The sequence below is a fragment of the Tissierellales bacterium genome, assembly GCA_035301805.1.
GTDB lineage: Bacteria > Bacillota > Clostridia > Tissierellales > DATGTQ01 > DATGTQ01.
Genome location: DATGTQ010000211.1, coordinates 1 through 2,724 on the forward strand (window position 1 = coordinate 1; position 2,724 = coordinate 2,724).

The 2,724-nt window shown below is 28.6% G+C and carries 2 protein-coding genes; one reads left to right on the forward strand and one right to left on the reverse strand.

Annotated elements, in window-relative coordinates:
* The coding region (gene yunB / locus VK071_10900; protein ID HLR35818.1) for a sporulation protein YunB at positions 1-632 on the reverse strand (632 nt) is incomplete at its 3' end.
* A gap of 173 nt (positions 633-805) precedes the next feature.
* Between yunB and VK071_10905 the strand changes: the two genes are divergently transcribed.
* Positions 806-2,724, forward strand: a 1,919-nt coding sequence (locus VK071_10905; protein HLR35819.1) for a transglycosylase domain-containing protein, incomplete at its 3' end; no start/stop codon positions are given.

Sequence of the window (2,724 nt, forward strand, 5' to 3'; positions counted from 1 at the left end):
AAATCATCTTCAGGTACATTTATAAATTGCTCCGGTACATCTCCAACAATAATAGTTTCTGCAATAGGTATATTAGTAGCAATTTGTATATTTTCAGATACTAATGGAACTATTATTTTAATATCTGTTATAACTATTAAATATATTCTATGTCTAGTTTGATTTATTCCAGAGGCCTCAAATTCTGTTGCAAAATCTACTGTTACTGCTCCTTGGGGTACTATTTGTAATTTTACATTAGGCAAATTTACAAGCTGGGTATCGAAAGCATTACTTAAAGGAACTTTTATTTTAGATTTAGATATTTGTTTCATTTGCTCCTGTACTTCTAAAGCTACCTCTGATGCAATATTATTCATAAGTACAGTATTAGCTTGCATCAATGTTACTTTTCCAGTATCATCATATTTTACAAATATTAAATCGTTATAATCTATATCTTTCGAAATTTTACTTTTTATAGTCTTATTTATAGCCTCAGTAGTAATAGTTCTTGCTTGAATTTCAGAAATTGCAATAACTGTTGGTCTTATATTTTTATCTATATAGTTATAGAAATATAACATAATGGCAACTATTATAACAATCCACAATATAAATTTTCTTTTTCTATGAAAAAGTTTATATTTCAAAATTATCCCCCTTTTGTATAATATATTCATAAATAAAATAATAATAGTGGATTATTTTAAAATTTGTATTATAATTGTTTAAAGATAGGCTTTTTTATTTATACGATATACTTATGTATGGTATAATTAATTTATTATATTTATATGCCTTTTCTCGATAAGGAGGTATTAAAATGTCTGAGGAAAATAAAAAGGTAGCCAATAACCAAGATGCTGAGGAAAAAAAGAAGAAAAAGAAGAAAAAAAGAAGTGGTTGGAAAATCTTTTTCATATCATTATTATTGGTTATTATAATTGGGATAGGTGTCGTTGCTGGTGTAGTTATAGGTATTACTAAGGATGCACCTGAAATTGATCCTACAAATATTGAAGCATTGCTTGATCAAACTTCTTTCATACTAGATGAAAATGGTGAGCTTATTGAAAAAATTCAAACTGAAGAATATCGTACTATAGTTGAAATTAATAAGATGCCAGTTCATCTTCAAAAAGCCTTTATTGCCATTGAAGATGAAAGGTTTGATACACATATGGGAGTTGATCCAAAAGGTATTATAAGTTCTTTAATGGATAATATTAAAGCTAAATCAACTGTAAGGGGAGCAAGTACAATAACTCAACAATTAGCAAGAAATTTATACCTTAGTAATGAAAAGAAGCTAGATAGGAAGATAAAGGAAGCTTACTTAGCTTTAAAACTTGAAAAAGCTTTAACTAAAGAGCAAATATTAGAGGCATATTTAAATAGGATTTATTTAGGCCAAAATGCTTATGGGGTACAAGAAGCATCGCAAACTTATTTCTCAAAAGATGTTGAGGAACTAACTATAGCAGAAAGTGCTCTTTTAGCTGGAGTAGTAAAAGGACCTTCGAAATACTCACCTTTCCAAATTGTAAAGCCTGAAGATTTTGATGAAAAAACTATGTTTGAAATTGGACAGGTTGATATTTTAGGGGATAAATATATTGCTTATTATAACGAAACAGCTGTAAAGAGACAAAAGCTTGTACTGGCAAAAATGTTAGAACTTGGTTCTATTACAGAAAATGAATATAATGAAGCTCTTAATGAAGATATTCAAACTAGTCTAAAACCTGGTCAACATAAAATAGCGGGTATATCTTCATACTTTACTGACCATGTTAAAGTACAAGTGATTGAAGACTTAGTAGACCAATTAGGTTATACAAAGGAAGAAGCTGAAAAAATATTATTTACTGGTGGATTAAAAATTTACTCTACTATGGATGTAAACATGCAACATAAAATTGAAGAGGTATATAATAATTTTACAGAAGTATTATTAGGTAATCCAGAGTATCTTAATGCACCAATAATGATAAATTGGCGATTAGATAATGGTGGTAATATAATCGACGATAGAAATAAACTTCTATATGTTAAAAAAGAAAATATGTTTGATGATGAATATAATTTAATTGTCGAAACTGGAACTTTCGAACTAACTGATGCTAGCTTAATAATTAATAATTATAAATTTACACCTTATGAAAGTGCTATTGATATTAAAAATTACTATACAATTGATGATAGAAAAAATTTAGTTACTCATAGTATGGGAGCTTTATCAGTTCCCGAGGATAATTATAAGGTAGGCGAAAATAAAGAGGTTATTATAGATAAAAAATTTCTAAATGAAAATAAAAATTTTTACACCACTGATGATAACGGTAATTTATTAATTAATGAAAAATATTTCTTTAGAAGTAAAGATGGAGTAGTTCAACCTCAATCGGCTACTGTAATTATGGATTATAGAACTGGTCAAATAAAATCTCTTGTAGGTGGTAGAGATATAGAAGGTTCAAGAATGTTAAATAGAGCAACTGTTTCCCAAAGACAACCAGGTTCTACTATTAAGCCTATAGCTACATATCTACCTGCATTAGATAATGGCTTTACTACTGCTTCTACAATAGATGATATCCCTCATTATAATGATGATGGAAAACTATGGCCTACTAACTGGAACAAATCCTACGGAGGACTTACCACCCTTAGAAAAAGTGTAGAACAGTCTGTAAACGTAAATTCAGTTAAAACAGTAGAAGCTATTGGCATAGAAACATC